This is a genomic window from Paracoccus sp. S4493 (genome assembly GCF_000967735.1).
Lineage (GTDB): Bacteria > Pseudomonadota > Alphaproteobacteria > Rhodobacterales > Rhodobacteraceae > Paracoccus > Paracoccus marcusii.
This window is the reverse complement of sequence record NZ_JXYF01000001.1, coordinates 1-21,239: the sequence shown is the minus strand read 5'-3', so window position 1 is coordinate 21,239 and position 21,239 is coordinate 1. Positions and strand designations below refer to the sequence as shown.

Here is a 21,239-nt window from a genome sequence, read left to right as displayed (position 1 = left end):
CATGCGACATCTGATTGCAACGTTCCTGGTGGCGCTGCTGGCCCTGACAGCCGCGCCCGCCATCGCCCAATCCGTAAACTATGACACCTGGAACCAGGTCGCCGAACGCGCCGAGTCGCTGACCGCGAACCCCCAGGCCACCAACGAGGAGCTGGCCCGCACGCGGGCGCGGATCGTCGACTGGCGGGATCGGCTGCAGGAGGGTCAGAACGCCAACGGCGACCGCATCGCCACCCTGCGCAACCAGATCGAGGCCCTTGGCCCCGCGCCCGCAGAAGGTGCGACCGAGGACGAGGAGGTCGCCAACCGACGGACCGAGCTGAACCAGCAGCTGTCCACCGCCCAGGCCCCCCGCATCGCCGCGACCGAGGCCACCAGCCGTGCAAACTCCATCATCGGCCAGATCGACGAGATCGTGCGGCAACGTCAGGCGCTGGAACTGGCCAAGCAGACGCCGTCTCCGGTGCTGCCCGCATCGTGGGCCGCGGCGGCGACGGACGGCCTTGCGCTGCTGGAGGGTGTCGGAGGAGAGGTGTCGGGCCAGGACGCGACGCCCGAAATCTGGGCCGACCTGCGTCCCCGGCTTCCCTATGTCGCGGGATACCTGATCGCGGCGCTGCTGATCCTGACCTATGGCCGGGCATGGATCGTGGCGCTGCCCACCCGCCTGTCCAGCCGGGCGTCCGAATATTCCAAGGCCGTGCTGGCGTTCGTCGTGTCCCTGGGCCAGATCGCCGTGCCGATGGCAGGTGTCTATCTGGGCATCAGCGCCATCCAGGCCACCGGTCTGCCCGGACCCTGGACGACGCCGTTCCTGAACGCTCTGCCGGTGGCGGCGGTGATCCTGTTCGGCGGGATCTGGATGGCCCGTGCGCTGTTCCCGCGCACCGCCATCGCCTATACCTCGCTGCAGATGACCGAGGAGGCCCGCGTCTCGGCAGGTCGCATGGTTCAGACGCTGGCTCTGCTGATGGCCATCCACCACATCCTGTCGCGCGCCATGCTGCCGCTGTCGGGCCTTTATGAACAGGGCGAGGCGCAGGTCGGCCGCGTCCCCGTCCAGTTCGGAGAGGCGTCGGCCGGCGTCTGGCACCTGGTGCTGATCGTGCTGGCCGCGCTGGCAATGTTCCGGCTTGGCAACATCCTGCGGCGGCTGACGCGCGATGCCGTGACGCAGGACCTGTCCTATCGCCACTGGATCGCGGCCTGGGCGGGTCGCCTGACGCGCATCATCGCGCCGATCGCGGTGCTGCTGACGGCGGCCGGTTTCGTCAACCTCGGCAATCTTCTGGTCTGGCCGTGGCTGTTCTCGCTGGCGCTGGTGGGGCTGCTGATCCTGCTGCAGGACTTCACCGCCGACCTGTTCAACATGATGCAGCGCGGGGCCGAAGGCGCACGCGAGGGGCTGGCCCCGCTGCTGACCGGGTTCGGCCTGGTCCTGGCGTCGATCCCGATCTTCCTGATCATCTGGGGGTCGTCCGGCGCCGAGCTTGCCGAATACTGGGTCCGGTTCCGCCAGGGCATCAGCCTGGGCGGGGTGAACCTGTCGCCGGGTGCGATCCTGACCTTCCTGATCATCTTCGCCATCGGCTATGCGCTGACGCGCGGGGTGCAGGGGATGCTGCGCACCTCGATCCTGCCCAAGACGCGGCTGGATGCGGGCGGGCAGAATGCCGTGGTGTCGGGCCTGGGCTATGTCGGGATCTTCCTGGCGGCGCTGTTGGCCATCACCTCGGCCGGGATCGACATGTCGTCCTTTGCGATCGTCGCGGGTGCGCTATCGGTCGGTATCGGTTTCGGCCTGCAGAACATCGTGTCGAACTTCGTCAGCGGGATCATCCTGCTGATCGAGCGTCCGGTCAGCGTCGGCGACTGGATCAGCGCCGGCGGCCAGCAGGGCATCGTCAAGAAGATCTCGGTCCGCGCCACCTTGGTCGAGACCTTCGACAAGACCGAGGTGATTGTCCCGAACAGCGACCTGATCAGCCAGCCGGTGACCAACTGGACGCGTCACAACAAGGTCGGCCGGATCATCATCCCCGTCGGCGTTGCCTATGGCAGCGATACGAAGAAGGTCGAGAATGTCCTGCGCGAGATCGTCGAGGATCACCCGTTGGTCTCCATCGACCCGGCACCGGCGGTCCTGTTCCGTGGCTTGGGGGCCGATGCCCTCAACTTCGAGATCCGTGCGATCCTGGCGGATGTCGGCACGGGGCTGGGCGTGACGTCGGAGCTGCTGCATTCCATCGTCCAGCGCTTTGGCGCAGAGAGAATCGAGATCCCCTTCGCACAACGCGACATCTGGTTGCGCAACCCCGAGGCGCTGCCCGGTCAATCGCACGGGCCGGCAGCGCGAAACGCGCAGCCGGGTGCCCTGACGGCACCCACGACCGTCAGCCCCGAACTGACCCGCGATGATGCCGATGAGGCGCCGGGCCTGCCGGACGACGGTGACAGCCGCTGATCGAGCCTCCGGGGCATGGGGCCAGGCGCCGCATGTCCCGGATCAGGCCGCCATCCGGTCGGATTGGACGTCGTTGTCACCGTCATCGGGCAACCCTTCGCGCGACAGCATCACGGCGACGCCCCGCAGCCAGGGGATATGGGCGCAGATGATCATCAGCGCGACCATGATCGGAACCGCCAGGAACATCCCCGGCACCCCCCAGATCGCCCCCCAGAAGGCAAGCGACAGGATGATGCCGAAACTGGACAGCCGCAGCGTCTGGCCCAGCAGCATTGGATCGATGATGTTTCCGATCAGGAACTGCGTGACCGCGCACAGCACGCCCACGATCACCGTGGCCGTCGGATCGCCGGTCAGCACGAAGGCCAGAAGGACCGCGATCAGCGTCGCGATGATCGACCCGACCGACGGGATGAAGTTCAGGACGAAGGTCAGCAGGGCCACCGCAGTGGCCAGCTCCAGCCCCATCGTCCAGAAGATCAGCCAGACGATCGAGGCCGTGACCGCGCTGACCCCGGTCTTGACCACCAGATAGCGGTTCACGCGGTGCATGATCGACGCGATGATGCGGCGGATCTGGCGCGCATGGTCCGCGTCGTTGGCCAGACGCTCGATCTTCAGCGGGAACCACACCTGTTCGGCGAACATGAATCCGACGAACAGGATCACCAGCACGCTGCCCGACAGCAGCCCGGAGGCCTGTCCCGCCAACGACCGGATCCAGCCGGTGATGTTGAAGTTGGTCAGCGCCGTGATGATGCGTTCCTGTGCCTCGGGGCCAAGACGCTCGGTCAGGGCGGGCAGGGCGGCCTGCGCCCGTTCGGCATAGCTGATCGCCAGGAACACCACCTCGTTCACCTGCGCGACGATGGTGGTCGACACCCACAGCAGCCCAAGCGCGATCCCGATCAGCGCCAGCGTGGTTGCCAACCAGTTCGGCACCCGAAGCCGGGTCGAGATGGCATGAATCGCATCCGACGTCAGCGAGAACAGGATGATCGCGATCGCCAGAGAGATCAGGATGAACTTGGCCTGTACCAGCATGAACATCAGCAGCGAGAATGCGATCAGCCCCAGAAACCCGGTCTGCAGGCGCTCTCTCAGCACGGTCTCGTTCGAATGGTCCAAATGACGCCCCTGCGGATCGGAAAAACCCGACCCCGGCGGCCGGGGTCGGGTCGATGATGTCAGTCCTGCGCGGGCGCGGTCTGGCCGGGATCGCCCTCGTCCAGGTCGACCGCGTCGCCCTGTTCGGCAATCCGCGCGACCGAGACGACGACCTCTCCGGCGGCTGTGTTGAAGACCCGCACCCCGCCCGCGCTGCGCGAGCGGAAGCTGATGCCCTGCACCGGAACCCGGATCGACTGTCCGGTCGATGTCGCCAGCATGATCTGGTCAAAGCTTTCGACCGGGAAGCTGGCGACCAGCGGGCCGCCCCGCATGGCGCGGTCCATGGCCATCACGCCCTGGCCCCCACGGCCACGGACCGGATAGTCGTGGCTGCTGCTGATCTTGCCCGATCCCTTGGCGGTGATGGTCAGGATCAGATCCTCGGCCGCCGACATCTCAATGTAGCGTTCCTGGGTGACGGTGCCCTCGGGGGTGTCGTCATCCTCGTCCGCTTCGGCGCCGTCGTCCAACGCACCGGCAACCGCACGGCGCATCTTCAGATAGGCCACGCGTTCGGACGGGTCCGCCTCGAAATGGCGGATGACCGACATGCTGACGACCTTGTCGCCCTCGGCCAGACGGATGCCCCTGACGCCGGTGGAATCGCGGCCCTTGAAGACCCGCACCGCCGTGGTCGGAAAGCGGATCGCGCGGCCCTGCGCGGTCACCAGCATCACGTCGTCCTGCTCGGTCGCCATCCGCACGTTCACCAGCGTGACGCCCTCCGGCAGCTTCATCGCGATCTTGCCGTTCGCGCGCACGCTGCCGAAATCGGACAGCGCGTTGCGACGCACGTCGCCGTCATCCGTGGCAAAGACCACCTGATAGTTGTCCCATTCCGTCTCCGGCGCATCCATCGGCAGCAGCGCCGCGATGCTGACGCCCGCGCCGATGGGCAGGATGTTGACCATCGCCTTGCCCTTGGAGGTGCGGCCCGCCAGCGGCAGGCGCCAGGTCTTCATCCGATAGACCATGCCGTCGGTCGTGAAGAACAGCAGCTCGGTATGGGTGTTGGCCACGAACAGCGTGGTGACCACGTCGTCTTCCTTGGTGGCCATGCTGGACAGACCCTTGCCGCCGCGCCGCTGCGCGCGGAATTCGGCCAGCGCGGTCCGCTTGATGTAGCCGCCAGAGGTGATGGTGACGACCATGTCCTCGCGCTCGATCAGGTCCTCGTCCATCATGTCGCCGGACCAGTCGACGATCTCGGTGCGGCGCGGCACGGCGAACAGATTGCGGACCTCGCGCAGCTCGTCCGCGATGATCGCCATGATCCGTTCGCGCGACGCCAAGATGGCCAGATAATCGCGGATGCTGTCGGCCAGCAACTGCAGTTCGTCCGTGATCTCCTTGACGCCCAGCTGGGTCAGACGCTGCAGGCGCAGCTCCAGGATGGCACGGGCCTGCGTCTCCGACAGGTTGTAGGTCCCGTCCTCGTTCACCGGATGCAGCGGATCGTCGATCAGGCGCAGGTATTCGACGATGTCATGGGCGGGCCAGCGCCGCTCCATCAGCTTCTCGCGGGCCTCGGCGGCATCGGCGCTGCCGCGGATGGTGGCCACGACCTCGTCAACATTGCTGACCGCGACGGCCAGGCCGCACAGCACATGGCTGCGTTCGCGTGCGCGGCGCAGCTCGTAGGCGGTGCGGCGGGCGACGACCTCCTCGCGGAAGCTGATGAAGTAGGTCAGGAAGTCGCGCAGCGCCAACTGTTCGGGCTTGCCGCCGTTCAGCGCCAGCATGTTGCAGCCAAAAGTCGTCTGCAGCTGGGTAAAGCGGAACAGCTGGTTCAGCACCACGTCGGGGGTCGCATCACGCTTCAGTTCGACCACGACGCGCACGCCGTGGCGGTCGGATTCGTCCTGGACGGTGGCGATGCCCTCGACCTTCTTCTCCTTGGCCAGTTCGGCGATCCGCTCGATCAGGGTCGATTTGTTCACCTGATACGGGATCTCGTCGATGACGATGGCAAAGCGGTCCTTGCGCGGTTCCTCGATATGGGTCTTGGCACGGATCATGACGCTGCCGCGACCTTCCAGATAGGCCTTGCGCGCCCCGGACCGGCCCAGGATCGTGGCGCCCGTGGGAAAGTCGGGGCCCGGGATGATCTCCAGCAGGCGCTCGGTGGGCAGGTCGGGATCGGCGATCAGCTCCAGCGTGGCGTCGATGACCTCGCCCAGGTTGTGCGGCGGGATGTTGGTCGCCATGCCGACGGCGATGCCGCCCGCGCCGTTGACCAGCATGTTCGGGAACCGCGCCGGAAGGACGGTCGGCTCGCGGTCCTTGCCGTCATAGTTGTCCTGGAAATCGACGGTGTCCTTGTCGATGTCCATCAGCAGGAAGTTGGCGGGCTTGTCCATCCGTACTTCGGTATAGCGCATGGCCGCGGCCGGATCGCCGTCCATCGACCCGAAGTTGCCCTGGCCGTCCAGCAGTGGCAGCGACATCGAGAACGTCTGCGCCATCCGCACCAGCGCGTCATAGATCGCGCTGTCGCCATGAGGGTGATACTTGCCCATCACGTCGCCCACGGACCGCGCGGACTTGCGATAGGGCTTATCGGCGGTGTTGCCGCTTTCGTCCATCGCATAGAGGATGCGGCGGTGAACCGGCTTCAGGCCGTCGCGCAGGTCGGGGATCGCCCGGCTGACGATCACCGACATGGCATAGTCCAGATACGAGGTCCGCATCTCGGCGCTGATGTCGATCATGGGGCCGTCGTGATGCATCACGACGCGGCCCGCGGCACCGTCTTCGGGGGTTTCGGGCAGATCGTCTTCTGGGGTGTCGGCCACGGGTATTCCTCAACATCTAGTTGGGGTTCGGTATAGCCGAGCCTGCCGCAGGGGGCAATCGCGCCCCGCCTCCAAGGTCAGGAAATCACGCCTTGCGGGGGTCTCAGGCGCCCTTGCGCGCGGCCACTGCCCACAGGCCCGCCAGACCCGCCGACAGGATCGCGTTCCAGCCCGCCATCGACACGCCCATGAACTGCCACGCGATCTCGTCGCAGCGGACCACGGGGGCGGATTGCAGGCGGGCCATCAGGTCCTGCGTGGTCATCCGCGACAGATCGCCCACGCCGCCCGAACAATGCGCCGGTCCGGCCCACCACGTCATCTCGACCCCGACGTGATAGATCGCAAGCCCCATCGCCGCACCCGCCGCGATCATCCCCAGAACCGCCAGCGCCCGCACCCGGCCGGTCAGCCAGATCAGCGCCGCGATGCCAGCCGCCGCCACATGCGGCCAGCGCTGCAGGATGCACAGCTCGCACGGGGCATAGCCCGCCGCCTGGAAGCCAAGCGCCGCGATCAGCAGCAGCGCGGACCCCGCGCCCGCCAGAAGGGAAAGCCTGATGCCCGTCACAGATACCTCACCGTCGCAAAGCCGCCTATCAGGCAGGCCATGAAGATGGAGAACATCAGCCCAAGCCGACGTTCGATGAAATCGCGAATCGGCGGCCCGAACCGCCACAGCAGCCCGGCCACGACATAGAACCGCCCTGCGCGGCCGATAATGCTGGTCAGCACGAACAGGGGCAACGAAAAGCCCACGGCGCCGGAAAAGATGGTGATGACCTTGAAGGGAAAGGGCGTCAGCGCCGCGACCAGCACGGCCCAACCGCCGAACTCGGCAAAGCGCGCGGCCAGGTCGTCGAACGCGGCCTCCTTGCCGTACATGGTCAGAACCCACATGCCGACGCTGTCCATCAGGACCGCGCCGATCGCGTATCCCAGCAGCGCGCCCAGAACCGACCCCGCCGTGGCGATGAAGGCAATGGCCCAGGCCCGCGCCCGCTGCGCCAGCACCATCGGGATCATCAGCACGTCGGGCGGGATCGGAAAGACCGAACTTTCGATGAAGCTGACCGTGAACAGCGACGCGTTCGCGTGGCGATGCGACGCCAGCCCCATGGTCCAGTCGTATAGCCTGCGCAGCATGTCCGCCCCTTTGTCCGTGCCCCGTGCATCCCCCCGCAGGGCCGTCGCGTCAAGCGCCTTGCACGCCGGTCGCGGCGCTGTGATGGTTGGCGGGAACCCCCGGCGGGGCGGGGCGTTCGGGGCGACAGCCAGCAGGGGGACCAAGGCATGCAATGGCGCGGACGACGGGGCAGCGGAAATGTCGAGGATCGGCGGGGCATGGGCCGTGCCGGGGTCGGCGGATTGGGCGTGGCGGGCACGCTGGTGGTGCTGGCGGTCGGCTATTTCTTCGGGATCGACGTGACGCCGCTGGTCCAGGGCCTGGATCAGGGCGGCGGGCAGCCCACCGAACTGAGCCAGCGCGACCAGGAATGGGGCGAATTCGTCAGCGTGGTTCTGGCCGACACCGAAGAGGTCTGGCAACCCGTGCTGCAGCAGCAGGCGGGCGTCGCCTATCAAGACCCGACCCTGGTCCTGTTCAGCGGCGTGGTGCAATCGGCCTGCGGTGGTGCGTCGTCGGCCATGGGTCCGTTCTACTGCCCCGGCGATCAGCGCGTCTATCTGGACACCGACTTCTTCGACATGATGGCGGATCGCATGGGCGCGGGGGGAGATTTCGCCGCAGCCTATGTCATCGCGCACGAGGTGGGGCATCACGTCCAGAACCTGACCGGCACCCTTGGCGCCGCGCAGCAGCCGGGCCTATCGGAAACGCAGGCCAACCAATTGTCCGTTGCGACCGAACTGCAGGCCGACTGCTATGCCGGCATCTGGGCGCGCCAGGCGCAGGAACGTTTCGGCACCCTGGACGTTGGCGATCTGGACGAGGCGATGCGCGCAGCAGAGGCCGTCGGCGATGACGTGATCCAGGCCAGTGCGGGCCGGACCCCCATGCCCGACAGCTTCACCCACGGCAGCGCGGCGCAGCGTCAGGAATGGCTGATGCGCGGGTTCGACTCGGGCGACATGAGACAGTGTGACACGTTCGGTGCCGGGGCCCTGTGACCCCGACGCTCGACAGACCGGAGGAAATGATGACCCTGATCCTAACTTTCGCGGGCCTTCTGACCGCTTTCGCCATCACCTTGGCCCTGGGTGCGCCCAAGCCCCGTCCGGTCGCCATTCGCGATCGCGACTGACCGTCAGCGGGGCAGGCGGTGCGGTCGCTGGTCCTGCGTGGCCCAGCCCGGCCACCAGCCCAGCTTTTCCAGCGCCAGCAGCGCAAGCCCGATCGCGATCACGGCGATCACCAGCTTGACCATCTTGGCACTGGGAGGGTTGCGCGCCCATTTTGCCGCACGCAGCAGCCATATCATGTTCATCGCGCGTCCTGCCTGTTAAATCGGTGCCGAATCGAAACAGACGCCGCGACGAAACTCAAGAGCGATAGCCCGTGCCGAACCACCGCGACAGCCGCAACCTTCCCTACAGTGCCCGCCAGATGTACGATCTGGTGGCCGATATCGAAAGCTATCCGCATTTCCTGCCCTGGAACAGTGCGGCCCGCATCCGGACGCGCACCACCCGCCCCGATGGCGCGGAGGAGATCGCCGCCGATCTGGTCATCAGCTTCAAGGTCTTTCGGGAACGCTTTGGAAGCCGGGTCGTCCTGTGGCCCGAACAGGACGGCGTCTGGAAGATCGACACGGAATATCTGGACGGCCCGTTCAAGTACATGCGCAGCGGCTGGTCCTTCAAGGATCGCCCGGAAGGGGGCTGTCATGTCGAGTTCTTCGTCGATTTCGAATTCAAGAACGCGATCCTGCAACGCCTGATCGGCGTCGTCTTCCACGAGGCGATGTCCCGCATCGTCCGCGCTTTCGAGGATCGAGCCCGCAAGCTGTATGGATGACAAGGAAAAAGGCCGCCCGGCGGGGCGGCCTTCGTCGTTCAGCTCAGCGCCGCTTTCAGCGCTTCCGCCTTGTCGGTGCGTTCCCAGCTGAACGCGGTCGCCCCGTTCAACGCATAGGGTTCGCGACCGAAATGACCATAGCTGGCCGTCGGGCGATAGATCGGATGCAGCAGGTCCAGTTCGCGGATGATCGCGAACGGGCGCAGGTCGAATACCTCGCGCACGGCCGCCACGATCCGGCCGACCGGCACGGTTTCGGTCCCGAAGCAGTTCAGGCTGATCGAGGTGGGCTCGGCCACGCCGATCGCATAGCTGACCTGGATCTCGCAGCGCTTGGCCAGACCGGCCGCCACGATGTTCTTGGCAACCCAACGGCCGGCATAGGCCGCCGAGCGGTCGACCTTGGACGGATCCTTGCCTGAAAACGCGCCGCCGCCATGACGGGCCATGCCGCCATAGCTGTCGACGATGATCTTGCGCCCGGTCAGGCCGCAATCGCCGACGGGACCGCCGATGACAAACTTGCCGGTGGGGTTGATGAAGAACTTGGTCGCGTCCGACAGCCATTCCGCGGGCAGGACCGGGCGGATGATCTCCTCGATCACCGCCTCGCGCAGGTCGGCCAGGCTGATCTCGGGGTTGTGCTGGGTGGACAGCACAACCGCGTCGATCCCCTCGGGGCGGCCGTCGGCGTCATAGCGCAGCGTCAGCTGCGATTTGGCATCCGGGCGCAGCCAAGGCAGGGTGCCGTCGCGCCGCACCGCCGCCTGGCGTTCGACCAGGCGATGGGCATAGGTGATCGCGGCGGGCATCAGCACGTCGGTTTCGTCGCTGGCATAGCCGAACATCAGGCCCTGGTCGCCTGCGCCCTGCTCCTCAAGGCTGGCGCGGTCGACGCCTTGGTTGATCTCGGGCGACTGCTTGCCGATGATGTTGATGACCGAACAGGTGGCCCCGTCAAACCCCACATCCGACGAATTATAGCCGATGTCGGTGATCACCCCGCGCACGATCGATTCCAGATCCACCCAGGCGCTGGTGGTGATCTCTCCCGAGATGATGGCGACGCCGGTTTTTACCATGGTCTCGCACGCCACGCGGGCGCGCGCGTCCTCGGCCAGGATGGCGTCCAGGATCGCGTCCGAAATCTGGTCGGCGATCTTGTCGGGATGGCCCTCGGACACGGATTCCGAGGTGAAGGTCGAATATTCTGTCATGACATCAATACCGGTAATGGTCGGATTTGAAGGGGCCTTCCGGCGTCACGCCGATATAGGCGGCCTGTTCGGACGACAGCACGGAAAGCTTCGCACCGATCTTGTCCAAGTGCAGCCGCGCGACCTTTTCGTCCAGCGCCTTGGGCAGGATGTAGACGCCGGGCTTGTAGTCGTCGCCCTTGGTCCACAGCTCGATCTGCGCCAGCACCTGGTTGGTGAAGCTGGCCGACATCACGAAAGACGGGTGGCCCGTGGCATTGCCCAAGTTCAACAGGCGCCCCTGCGACAGCAGGATGATGCGGTTGCCCGAAGGCATCTCGATCATGTCCACCTGGTCCTTGATATTGGTCCATTTGTGGTTGCGCAGCGCCGCGACCTGAATCTCGTTGTCGAAATGGCCGATGTTGCCGACGATCGCCATGTCCTTCATGGCGCGCATGTGCTCCAGCCGGATCACGTCGCGGTTGCCGGTGGTGGTGATGAAGATGTCGGCGCTGTCGGCCACATCCTCCAGGGTCACGACCTCGAACCCGTCCATCGCGGCCTGCAGCGCGCAGATCGGATCGACCTCGGTCACCTTCACGCGGGCGCCGGCGCCCTGCAGCGACGCCGCCGAGCCCTTGCCGACGTCGCCATAGCCGCAGACGACGGCGACCTTGCCCGCCATCATCACGTCGGTAGCACGGCGGATGCCGTCGACCAGCGATTCCTTGCAGCCGTACTTGTTGTCGAATTTCGACTTGGTCACGCTGTCGTTCACGTTGATCGCGGGGAAGGGCAGCTGGCCGTTCTTCTGCAGATCGTACAGGCGGTGGACGCCGGTTGTCGTCTCCTCGGACACGCCGACGATCTGGTCGCGCATCTTGGTGAACCAGCCGGGCGACTGCGCCAGACGCTTGGCGATCTGCGCCTTGATGACGGTTTCCTCGTCCGACTGCGGCACGGGGATCACGTCCTCGCCGGCCTCGGCGCGGGCACCCAGCAGGATGTACAGCGTCGCATCGCCGCCATCATCCAGGATCAGGTTCGGGCCCTCGGGGAACTGGAACGAGCGATCAAGGTAATCCCAATGCTCGGCCAGGCTCTGCCCCTTGATGGCAAAGACCGGAACGCCCGCGGCGGCGATGGCGGCAGCGGCGTGATCCTGGGTCGAGTAGATGTTGCAGGACGCCCAACGGACATCCGCGCCCAGTTGGGTCAGCGTCTCGATCAGGACGGCGGTCTGGATGGTCATGTGCAGGCTGCCGACGATCCGGGCACCCGCCAGCGGCTTGGCCTCGCCGTATTCGGAACGCAGCGCCATCAGGCCGGGCATTTCCGTCTCGGCGATGTCCAGTTCCTTGCGGCCGTATTCGGCCAGCGCAATGTCCTTGATGATGTAATCGGTCACGGCTGCTCTCTTCGGTCATTCACAGGTTGCAACCGGGATACCGCAAGCACCATGGGTCCGAAAGGGGCTAATCCGTCACATGCCGGCCATATGGGGCTGGCTGCTGCGCGCCATGCGATGCACGAAATCATGCGTCAGATGCTTGGCGGTGGTCAGGGAATCGCGCTCCTCGGTCCAATCCTTTAGGCGACCGTCCAGAACCAGCCGCGCAAGCCCCACCACATAGCAACGCGCGGACAGGGCCAGCATCGCAATATCCTCGCGCGGGTGCAGGCGACCGGTATCGCGGGCCCGCGCCAGCATGCGCAGCGTCAGATCGGCGATGCTGTCGGTATAGCGCCGCAGGATGGGTTCGTGCCGCGCGTTGGTCAGATCGCAGTCCTGCAGCAGCCTAAACTGCGCGGGATAGCGGCAGGCCCAATCCAGATAGGTGTCGCCCAGGCTCAGGAACTGCGCGACGGGGTCGTCGGGATCGACGCGGACCACCGCGCGGGTGCAGCTGTCGATCAGCACGACCAGCGCCTGTTCGACGCTGGCCACCAGCAGGGCGCGTTCGTCGGTGAACAAGGCACGGACCCGTTCGACGGGTTCGTCGACGGCTTCGGCGATATCGGCAATCGTGGGGGGCTGGCGGCGTTGGTCCAGGACAAGCGTCATCGCGGCACTGATGGCGCGGTCGTGCAGACCCCTGGGGTCACGGCGTTCCGACAGGTGTTTCATCACGATGCAATCCGATCCGTTGCGGGGTGGGCCAAACGAAAACAGATGACTTGAATGTGATTTAGGGCCAGAATGCCCCAGAAAAGCAGCCGTGGAATCTGTGTAGCAACCAAATTTGTGCATCTTAAACGGGTGCGCAATTCGGATAAGACAATCATAGCACGAAGTGTCGCCTTGGCGACATATCTAAATGGACAGGTCCGCGTGCCGGGGGGGCACGCGGACCTGTGATTTCAGCAACCTTGCGGTGGATGCGTATCAGGCGCCGGACCGTGCGACGCGCTTGCGTTCGTGCGGATCCAGGTGCCGCTTGCGCAGGCGGATGTTCTTTGGCGTGACCTCGACCAGTTCGTCGTCGTTGATATAGGCGATCGCCTCTTCCAGCGACTGGCGGACCGGGGGCGTCAGGCGGACGGCCTCGTCGGTGCCGGAGGCACGGACGTTGGTCAGCTGCTTGCCCTTAAGCGGGTTCACCTCAAGGTCGTTGTCCCGGCTGTGTTCGCCGATGATCATGCCCTGATACAGCTCTTCCTGCGCGCCGATGAAGAACTTGCCGCGATCTTCCAGCTTCCACAGCGCATAGGACACGGACACGCCGTTCTCCATGCTGATCAGCACGCCCTGGCGACGGCCCTGGATGGCACCCTTGTGCGGCGCCCAACCGTGGAAGATGCGGTTCAGCACGCCGTTGCCGCGCGTATCGGTCATGAACTCGCCCTGATAGCCGATCAGGCCACGCGAGGGGACATGGGCCACAATGCGCGTCTTGCCGACGCCGGCAGGACGCATCTCGACCAGGTCGCCCTTGCGGTCGCCGGTCAGCTTCTCGATCACCACGCCGGTGTATTCATCATCAACGTCGATGATGACTTCCTCGATCGGCTCCAGGCGCTGGCCGTCCTCTTCCTTGTAGATCACGCGCGGGCGGCTGATCGACAGCTCGAACCCTTCGCGGCGCATGTTCTCGATCAGGACGCCCATCTGCAGTTCGCCGCGACCCGAGACGACGAAAGCCTCGCCGCCGGGGGTGTCCTCGACCTTGATGGCGACGTTGATCTCGGCTTCCTTCATCAGGCGCTCGCGGATCACGCGGCTCTGGACCTTCTTGCCGTCCTTGCCGGCCAGCGGGCTGTCGTTGATGCCGAAGGTGACGCTGATGGTCGGGGGATCGATCGGCTGCGAGGGCAGGGCCTCCATCACGTCCGGGTGGCACAGCGTGTCGGCCACGGTGGCCTTGGCCATGCCCGCGATCGTCACGATGTCACCGGCCTCGGCCACGTCGATCGGAGTCTGGGTCAGGCCGCGGAACGCCATGATCTTGCTGATGCGGAACTGCTCCAGCCGCTCGCCGTCGCGCGACAGCGCCTTGAGCGTATCGCCGGCCCTGGCGGTTCCCGCCTCGACGCGACCGGTCAGCAGACGGCCCAGGAAGGCGTCGGCGCCAAGCGTGGTCGCCAGCATCTGGAACGGCTCGTCCGCGCGGGTGATCTGCTTGGGCGGCTGCACGTGCTTCAGGATCAGGTCGAACAGCGCGTCCATGTTCTTGCGCTCGCCGTCCAGCGTCGCGTCGGCCCAACCGCCGATGCCCGAGGCATAGACATGCGGAAAGTCCAGCTGCTCGTCGCTGGCGCCCAGGTTGGCGAACAGGTCGAACACATCGTTCAGCGTCTCGTCGGGCTCGGCTGCGGGCTTGTCGACCTTGTTCAGCACGACGATCGGGCGCAGGCCCAGGGCCAGTGCCTTTGAGGTCACGAACTTGGTCTGGGGCATCGGGCCTTCGGCCGCGTCAACCAGCAGGCAGACGCCGTCCACCATCGACAGGATGCGTTCGACCTCGCCGCCGAAATCGGCGTGGCCGGGCGTGTCGACGATGTTGATGCGCGTGCCCTTCCATTCGACCGAGGTTGCCTTGGCCAGAATGGTGATGCCGCGTTCACGTTCGATGTCGTTGCTGTCCATCGCGCGTTCCGCGACGGCCTGGTTGTCGCGGAAGGACCCCGACTGACGCAGCAGCTGGTCCACCAAGGTGGTTTTGCCGTGGTCGACGTGAGCGATGATGGCGATGTTGCGGATATCCATGACGGCCTTAATCTGTAGGTTTCGCGGCTGCCCTAGCCGATAAGGGCCGCGAATGCCAGCCCGCAAATGCGTGTGGCCCCCGACACGGGGGGGTCGGGGGCCATGCTTGTCACAGTTCCGTCGCGTCGGACGGAGACGTCCCGTCAGGTGCGGCGACGCGACAGGCCGCCCCAGACGCGACCGGCATCGCGGTCCGAACCGCCCTTGATGGCGCCCATCCAGGCAGCCAGACCGGCAACCAGCGACGACACGGCCAGGAACAGCGCGCTCCACACCGCACCGCGGCGGGCGGATTCGGCAGCGGCGATGGCGGCATCCTGTGCCTCCTGCAGCTGCTGTTCGGCCTGCGCCTGCAGTTCCTGGGCGCGCTGTTCGGCAGCGGCCACGGCTTCCTCGGCCTGAGTCCGCGCTTCTTCGATGCGGGCTTCGGCTTCGGCACGCAGGTCCTGGGCCTGGGTCACGGCTTCCTCGACGCGGGCGTCGATCTGGGCCGGGGTCAGGTCAGTACGGGCGGCAAGCGCGTCGCGCAGATAGTCAAGATCGTCATCGGCCACCTCGCCCGTGCGCAGCACGGTGCCCAGGATGCCGGTGACCTCGTTGCGGATCGCCTCGTTCGAGAACTGATCCGGTGCCGCAGCCTCGCTGCGCAGCAGACGGTCGGTCACATAGTCCAGCGGATTGCCGCCCATGTCCTGACCACCAGCGGCCTCACCGGCGCCCGAGATCGCACCGCCAGCCAGCTGACCGACGCCACTGACCGCACCGCCAGCGATCTGGCCAACGCCACCGACGACGCCGCCGGCCAACTGGCCGGCGCCCTGAACGGCACCACCCACGGCGGAACCCGCAGCCTCGACCGCGGTCGAAGCTGCGTTGCCGGCCGCGCGAACGCCGCTGGAGACCGCGCCTGCAGCCAGGATGCCCGTCAGGATCATGCCGATCGCCCAAACGGTCAGGCCATGGATGCCGTCACGTGCATCCGTTTGGTCCTCACCGGAATGGGTGCGACGGCGCATCCGCCCCGACACGTATCCACCCAGACCATAGACGGCCACCATGGACGCGAAGGCGAACAGGCCGACCAAGATCAGGGCGAACGTGCCCAGACCTTCGCCCGGCTCTGCCGAGACGGAACCAAGGCCGATGGCAGCCGTGAAGCCCGTGAAGACAACCGAGGCGCCCGCGGCGATGGCCGCACCGGCAAGGATGGATGCCCAGTCGACATGGGGGCGCGAGCCGGTGCCGGCTGCTTCAAGGTTTTCGTTCATGCTGTTAACCCTCAACGCAGGCCGAGGAACGACAGGACGAACAGGACGACGACAACCAGGCCGACAATGTAGATGATCGAGTTCATGGCATTTTCCCTTTGCTTTGGGCGTCTGCCGCGCCCTGGGGCGCGACACGGCGACGCATCTGTCAGCAAACGGACCACGCTGCGCGCAAGTTCCCTGTTGCACAGGAAAATCCGACCGGATGTTGCGCGGGTTCAACCGGCGGCGTGCAGCCAGCCCAATCCGGACTGGGTGGTTCGGACGGGGGCGTATTCCGCCGATACCCAGCCACGGTACCCCCAGTCGTCCAACTCCGCGAACAGGGCGGGATAATCCAGGGTGCCGACGTCAGGCTCGTTCCGGCCGGGATGGCCCGCGATCTGGATGTGGCGCACCAGCGGGGCGACCTTGCGCCAGCAGGCCTGCATGTCGCCCGTGATGACCTGCGCATGATAGGTGTCCAGCTGCAGCCCAAGGTTCGGCGCGGCGATGCGGTCGATGACGTCGATGGCCATGCCGTAATCGGTCAGAAAATAGCCCGGCATGTCGGTGTCGTTCACGGGTTCGATCGTCAGGCTGGCATGGGGGGCGCGGTCCGCGGCCCAGGACAGGTTCGCGACAAGGGTCTCCAGCGCCTGAGCACCCTCGGCGCGACCGGCCATGATGTGGATGTGACGCGCGCGCAGCGCCTGCGCCACGCGCAGGCTGCGTTCGAAATCGCGACGAAAGCGATCCTCCAGCCCCGGAACGGCGGCAAACCCGCGTGGCCCGCCGGCCCAGTTCGGCGGCGGCGCGTTGATAAGCACGATCGGCAGCGCCGTCTTGACCGACGCGCGATAGAGGTCCTGCGCCGCGATGTCATAGGGGAACAGGATCTCGACCCCGGTGAACCCGGCCTCGGCCGCGGCGGCAAAGCGGTCGATCATCTGCAGTTCGGTGAACAGCGTCGTCAGATTGGCTGCGAACTGCGGCATTCAGGGCTCCAGCGCGAAGGACTGTCCGCCGGACCGCACCGCCGCGCGCCCGTCGGGCCCGGGATCGGCCGCGGCCGCCAGACGGTAGAAGGTCTTGCGGTCGATCAGCGCCTCCAGCCCGCCGCGCACATGGACATAGGGCCGCGGAACCTCGGCCGTGCCGCGGATGATGATTGCGTGATCCGGGCCCGCCGTCACCCGTTCGCCCATGTTGGTGACGAAGGTGATCGCGTCCTGAGCGATGTCGGCATCGGTGACCAGAAAGGGCGCATCCTCGACCCGGATGCCGATCTTCTCGACCGGAGAGACCAGGTAAAATCGGTCGCCCTCACGCTTCAGGATGCTGGCGAACAGTCGCACCATCGCGGGGCGTCCGATGGGCGTGCCTTCGTGCAGCCAAGTGCCGTCCGCGCAGATGGTCAGGTCCATCTCTCCGCAATAGGGCGGGTTCCACAGATGCACGGGCGCAGGCCCGTCCTTGGCCGCGATCGCCGCGGCCTGGGCCAGCCCGTCGGGGTTCACGCTTTTGTCACCGTTTTCCGCCATTCGATCTGGTCGCCTGTGTCTGGACTGCCTATGCTTTCCTTAAACCAGCGCGGGGGCAATGTCATGACGTCGGACGAATTTCTGGTGCAAGAGGTCCAGGCCCTGGCCGCCCGCCTGTCGGATGCCCGCGCCAGCGTCGAACGCCGTTTCGTGGGCCAGCACGAGGTGGTCGAACAGGTACTTGCATCGATCCTGTCCGGGGGTCACGCGCTGCTGATCGGGCAGCCGGGCCTGGGCAAGACCATGCTGGTCGACACGCTGTCGACGGTCCTGGGCCTGGACAGTGCCCGCATCCAGTTCACGCCCGACCTGATGCCCGCCGACATCCTGGGGTCCGAGGTCCTGGACGCGCGGCCCGACGGAAGCCGGGCGTTCCGCTTCATCGAGGGGCCGGTCTTCACCCAGCTGCTGATGGCCGACGAAATCAACCGCGCCAGCCCCCGTACCCAATCCGCCCTGCTGCAGGCCATGCAGGAGCGCGAGGTCACCATCAGCGGCCAGCACCGCCCCCTGGGCCGTCCGTTCCACGTCCTGGCCACCCAGAACCCGATCGAGCAGGAGGGCACCTATCCGCTGCCCGAGGCGCAGCTGGACCGGTTCCTGCTGCAGATCGACGTCGATTACCCGGACCGCGACACCGAACGCCAGATCCTGATCGCCACCACGGGGCTGGAGGATGACACCCCGCACGCGGCCTTCACCCCTGACCAGCTGATCGCGGCACAGCGCCTGATCCGCCAGATGCCCGTGGGAGAGACCGTGGTCGAGGCGATCCTGGACCTTGTCCGCGCCGCCCGCCCCGGCGCACCCGAGGCCGCGTCCTTCGTCACCGATGCGCTGACCTGGGGGCCGGGTCCGCGCGCCGCGCAGGCGCTGATGCTGGTCAGCCGCGCGCGTGCCGTGCTGAACGGCCGCTATGCGCCGACGCTGGACGACGTGGCCGCGATGGCGGCGCCCGTGCTGCGGCACCGCATGGCGCTGTCCTTCGCTGCCCGGGCACGCGGAGAGACGGTCGACGCGGTGATCGGCCGCCTGCTGGACGACCGCATCGGCACCCGTCGCGCCGCATGAGCGTGACGCCCACCGATCTGCGCGCGCGGGCCGAAGGGGTCGCCGGGCATCTGCCCGGCCTGATCCTGTCGGCCGAACGGCTGGCCGCGATGGTAGCCCCGGGCGCCCATGGCCTGCGCCGCGCCGGTCCCGGAGAGGATTTCTGGCAGTACCGCCCCGCGGGCGCGGGCGACGGGGCGCGCAGCATCGACTGGCGGCGGTCCGGCCGGTCGGACAGCCAGTTCGTGCGCGACCGCGAGGCGCAGACGGCGCAATCCGCCGCCCTGTGGCTGTCGCGCGCGCCCGGCATGGATTTCACCGGCGGGGCCGACCGCCCGACCAAGGCCGAACGCGGTCAGATCCTGACGCTGGCGCTTGGCATGCTGATGCTGCGCGGGGGGGAAAAGGTCGGTCTGCTGGGCCAACCCGCACGGGCCGGCCGCATCCAGGCCGACCGCCTGGCAGAACAGCTGGCCACGGGTACCGCCGCCGAGGATGCCGCCCCGGCCCACGCCCTGCGACCGAACCTGCGGGTGGTGATCCTGTCGGATTTCCTGACCGATCCGGGCTGGGTTGCGGACCTGCTGGGGCAGGCGGCGGGCCTGGGCCTGTCGGGCCTGCTGTTCCAGATCCTGGACCCGCACGAGGCGCATTTCCCCTATGACGGCGCGGTCGAGTTCCGCTCTGGCAGCCTGCGGCATGACAGCCGCGATGCCGGCGGGCTGCGCGCGGCCTATCTGGCCCGGCTGGCCGAACGACAGGCCTGGCTGGAGGGGCAGGCGCGGCGGGCAGGCTGGCAGTTCGGCACGCATCTGACGGACGCCGACCCCGCACAGGCGCTGAACTGGCTGTGGCAGGCACTGGGGCAGGGGGCGCGCTGATGCTGCTGCTGGGGCCCTTGGGTTTCGCCGCGCCATGGCTGCTGGGCGCGCTGATCGCGCTGCCGGTCTTGTGGGTGATCCTGCGCGCCATGCCGCCCGCGCCGCGGCGGGTGATCTTTCCGGGCGTCGCCCTGTTGGCAGGGCTTGTCGATCGCGCGCCCATCGCCAGCCGCACGCCATGGTGGCTGCTGCTGATCCGTTTGGCGGCGGTGGCGGCGGCGATCCTGGCCTTTGCGGGGCCCGTCTGGCGCCCCGTGGTGCAGCCCGCGGCCGACGGGCCATTGCTGATCGTGATGGATGCAGGCTTTGCCGCCGCGCCCGATTGGGCGGCCCGCCAGACACGCGTCGAAACCGCCCTGACGGATGCCGCCGCCGCGGGTCGGCCCGCGGCATTGCTGATGGCCGACGGACGGGGTCAGGGCGCACTGGCGTTCCAGCCCGCCGATGCCCTGCTGTCCGGCCTGCGCGCGGCGCAGCCGCAACCCTGGTCGACGCGTCTGCCCGACGATCCGGGCGCCACGCTGGCCGATGCGCCGGAGGGGTCGCTGTCGACGCTGTGGATCGCGGACGGGACCGATCATCCGAACCGCGCGGCTTGGCTGGCGGCCCTGGCGGATCGCGGCACGGTGACGGTCGTGCCGCCCGCGCGTCCGCTGCGGACGCTGGCGCTGGCTGCGGGCGACACGCCGTCGCTGACGCTGACCTCGGTCGATGATGCCGCCCCGGCGATCCAGGCCATCGGCCCCGATCCGCAGGGGATCGAGCGTGCGCTGGCCAGCCTCACGCCCGGCGACGCGACGGATGCCGACGGGTTGACCGTCCGCCCCGTGGCCATCGACCTGCCGCCCGAACTGCGCAACCGGATCACTCGCTTTCAGATCGAGGCCGAGACCCATGCCGGCGCGGTCGTTCTGGCGGATGACCGCGTGCGCCGCCGCAAGGTGGCCCTGGTTGGCGATCCGCTGGCCGAAGGCCAGCAGCTGTTGGCCCAAACCCACTACCTGCGCCAGGCGCTGGCCCCCACGACCGACTTGGTCGAAGGCGCCTTGGGCGATGTCCTGGACACCGCGCCCGACGTGATCGTGCTGGCAGATCAGGTGCAGCTGGCCGAGACGCTGGACCTGACTCAATGGGTGGCCGAAGGTGGGCTGCTGATCCGCTTTGCGGGGCCGCGCATGGCCGGTTACGACCGCCTGGCCGAAGAACCGCTGCTGCCCGTGGCGCTGCGCCAAGGCGGGCGCGACATCGGCGGTGCGCTGTCCTGGGGCGACCCGCGCGGGCTCGCGCCGTTCCCCGATGACGGTCCCTTTGCGGGCCTGCCCGTGCCGGATGATGTGTCCGTCCGCGCGCAGCTGATGGCCCAGCCCGCGCCCGATCTGGCGGGGCGCACGATCGCGTCGCTGTCCGACAACACGCCGCTGATCACCCGCGACCGGCTTGGCCAGGGGCAGGTCGTGCTGGTCCATGTGACGGCCAATGCCGAATGGTCGAACCTGCCGCTGTCGGGCCTGTTCCCGCAGATGATGGAGCGCCTTGTCGCTACCGCCCGCCTGTCACCCTCCGAGGCTGCGACCGAGGACCTGACTCAACCCTTTTGGACGCCCGAGGCCGTGCTGGACGGGTTCGGGCGTCCCCGCCTCTCGCGCGCCGGTCAGTGCCGCCAGCCTTGAAAACGTCACCTCGGAATAGCCGCGGTCGAATT

At 67.1% G+C, this 21,239-nt stretch carries 18 protein-coding genes; 6 read left to right on the top strand and 12 right to left on the bottom strand.

The genetic code is table 11. The features are described 5' to 3' along the window. The first annotated feature begins 1 nt into the window (after position 1). Positions 2-2,464, top strand: a complete 2,463-nt coding sequence (locus tag TW83_RS00090; RefSeq protein ID WP_071209454.1) for a DUF3772 domain-containing protein — start codon at positions 2-4, stop codon at positions 2,462-2,464. Positions 2,465-2,506: 42 nt separating this feature from the next. Here the strand turns inward: TW83_RS00090 and TW83_RS00085 are convergent, their stop codons facing one another. From TW83_RS00085 to TW83_RS00070, 4 genes are all read right to left on the bottom strand, one after another. Further along, on the bottom strand, positions 2,507-3,595 hold the full coding sequence (locus TW83_RS00085) for an AI-2E family transporter (RefSeq protein WP_084697130.1): 1,089 nt from the start codon (positions 3,593-3,595) through the stop codon (positions 2,507-2,509). A 59-nt stretch (positions 3,596-3,654) separates the two neighbouring features. Then, on the bottom strand, positions 3,655-6,366 hold the full coding sequence (gyrA, locus tag TW83_RS00080; protein ID WP_045980783.1) for a DNA gyrase subunit A: 2,712 nt from the start codon (positions 6,364-6,366) through the stop codon (positions 3,655-3,657). A 169-nt stretch (positions 6,367-6,535) separates the two neighbouring features. Further along, the gene (locus tag TW83_RS00075; RefSeq protein WP_045980734.1) at positions 6,536-7,003 is read right to left on the bottom strand and encodes a disulfide bond formation protein B; all 468 of its coding nucleotides are present in this window, start codon (positions 7,001-7,003) and stop codon (positions 6,536-6,538) included. Next, positions 7,000-7,578, bottom strand: a complete 579-nt coding sequence (locus TW83_RS00070; protein ID WP_045980733.1) for a YqaA family protein — start codon at positions 7,576-7,578, stop codon at positions 7,000-7,002. The genes TW83_RS00075 and TW83_RS00070 overlap by 4 nt, the downstream gene beginning before the upstream one ends. A 147-nt stretch (positions 7,579-7,725) precedes the next feature. Between TW83_RS00070 and TW83_RS00065 the strand changes: the two genes are divergently transcribed. After that, complete coding sequence (locus TW83_RS00065; protein ID WP_045980732.1) at positions 7,726-8,562, top strand: neutral zinc metallopeptidase; 837 nt, start codon at positions 7,726-7,728, stop codon at positions 8,560-8,562. A 137-nt stretch (positions 8,563-8,699) separates the two neighbouring features. On the opposite strand, the gene TW83_RS00060 is transcribed toward TW83_RS00065, so the two are convergent. Then, positions 8,700-8,879: a hypothetical protein gene (locus TW83_RS00060; protein WP_045980731.1), complete on the bottom strand. Its 180-nt coding sequence runs from the start codon at positions 8,877-8,879 to the stop codon at positions 8,700-8,702. A gap of 71 nt (positions 8,880-8,950) precedes the next feature. Between TW83_RS00060 and TW83_RS00055 the strand changes: the two genes are divergently transcribed. Then, on the top strand, positions 8,951-9,409 hold the full coding sequence (locus TW83_RS00055) for a type II toxin-antitoxin system RatA family toxin (protein WP_045980730.1): 459 nt from the start codon (positions 8,951-8,953) through the stop codon (positions 9,407-9,409). Positions 9,410-9,447: 38 nt separating this feature from the next. Here the strand turns inward: TW83_RS00055 and metK are convergent, their stop codons facing one another. The 7 genes from metK to TW83_RS00020 all read right to left on the bottom strand — a co-directional run bounded on the left by metK (position 9,448) and on the right by TW83_RS00020 (position 17,606). After that, a complete protein-coding gene (metK, locus tag TW83_RS00050) occupies positions 9,448-10,626 on the bottom strand; it encodes a methionine adenosyltransferase (RefSeq protein ID WP_045980729.1) in 1,179 nt (392 codons plus the stop codon). Between the two features lie 4 nt (positions 10,627-10,630). Next, entirely contained in the window at positions 10,631-12,016 is a 1,386-nt protein-coding gene (gene ahcY / locus TW83_RS00045) for an adenosylhomocysteinase (RefSeq protein WP_045980728.1), read from the bottom strand. A 75-nt stretch (positions 12,017-12,091) separates the two neighbouring features. Continuing rightward, on the bottom strand, positions 12,092-12,736 hold the full coding sequence (locus tag TW83_RS00040; protein ID WP_045980727.1) for a TetR-like C-terminal domain-containing protein: 645 nt from the start codon (positions 12,734-12,736) through the stop codon (positions 12,092-12,094). Between the two features lie 258 nt (positions 12,737-12,994). Then, on the bottom strand, positions 12,995-14,815 hold the full coding sequence (typA, locus tag TW83_RS00035) for a translational GTPase TypA (RefSeq protein ID WP_045980726.1): 1,821 nt from the start codon (positions 14,813-14,815) through the stop codon (positions 12,995-12,997). Positions 14,816-14,958: 143 nt separating this feature from the next. Beyond that, the gene (locus TW83_RS00030; protein ID WP_045980725.1) at positions 14,959-16,083 is read right to left on the bottom strand and encodes a hypothetical protein; all 1,125 of its coding nucleotides are present in this window, start codon (positions 16,081-16,083) and stop codon (positions 14,959-14,961) included. Between the two features lie 218 nt (positions 16,084-16,301). After that, complete coding sequence (locus TW83_RS00025; RefSeq protein ID WP_045980724.1) at positions 16,302-17,060, bottom strand: TIM barrel protein; 759 nt, start codon at positions 17,058-17,060, stop codon at positions 16,302-16,304. Further along, a complete protein-coding gene (locus tag TW83_RS00020; protein WP_045980723.1) occupies positions 17,061-17,606 on the bottom strand; it encodes a DUF1285 domain-containing protein in 546 nt (181 codons plus the stop codon). Positions 17,607-17,669: 63 nt separating this feature from the next. Between TW83_RS00020 and TW83_RS00015 the strand changes: the two genes are divergently transcribed. Genes TW83_RS00015 through TW83_RS00005 form a run of 3 tightly spaced genes read left to right on the top strand, consistent with a single transcriptional unit; the run spans position 17,670 to position 21,207 of the window. Further along, positions 17,670-18,677 (top strand): MoxR family ATPase, encoded by a 1,008-nt coding sequence (locus TW83_RS00015; protein WP_045980722.1) that lies wholly within the window; start codon positions 17,670-17,672, stop codon positions 18,675-18,677. Beyond that, positions 18,674-19,537: a DUF58 domain-containing protein gene (locus TW83_RS00010; protein ID WP_045980721.1), complete on the top strand. Its 864-nt coding sequence runs from the start codon at positions 18,674-18,676 to the stop codon at positions 19,535-19,537. Before TW83_RS00015 ends, TW83_RS00010 begins: the two co-directional genes overlap by 4 nt. Further along, positions 19,537-21,207 carry a BatA domain-containing protein gene (locus tag TW83_RS00005; protein ID WP_052714489.1) on the top strand — a complete coding sequence of 557 codons (1,671 nt, stop codon included), beginning with the start codon at positions 19,537-19,539 and terminating at the stop codon, positions 21,205-21,207. Before TW83_RS00010 ends, TW83_RS00005 begins: the two co-directional genes overlap by 1 nt. Positions 21,208-21,239 lie beyond the last annotated feature (32 nt).